Origin of the sequence: Streptomyces sp. URMC 126, from assembly GCF_051386555.1 — a bacterium.
Classification (GTDB): domain Bacteria; phylum Actinomycetota; class Actinomycetes; order Streptomycetales; family Streptomycetaceae; genus Streptomyces.
In genome coordinates this window covers 1-283 of record NZ_JBPQTX010000787.1, presented here as the reverse complement: position 1 = coordinate 283, position 283 = coordinate 1, and the positions used below count along the sequence as shown (strand labels likewise).

The window sequence follows — 283 nt, the reverse complement described above, 5'->3', positions numbered from 1 at the left end:
CATACGCACGGTGCTCTCGGCCACGATTTCAATGAGGCGGACGCCGATGCCTGGCAGACGGCCCTCAATCATCACCTGCGGGCCGGGACGACGACGGTGCTGGCCACGCTGGCGAGCGACACCCCAGCCCGGTTGCGGGCCGTGCTGGAGACCGCCACGCGGTTGAGCGGCGACGGGCTGCCGCTGGCCGGGGTCCATCTGGAGGGCCCTTGCCTGGCGTTCGAGCAGCGTGGTGCCCACCGGGCGCAGGACCTGCTCGACGCGGACCGCACCAGCGATCTGC

General features: G+C 71.7%; 1 pseudogene. It reads left to right on the top strand.

What is annotated here, in order from left to right:
* Nucleotides 1-283: pseudogene (locus ACSNOK_RS33920) on the top strand (hypothetical protein); the annotation flags it as partial.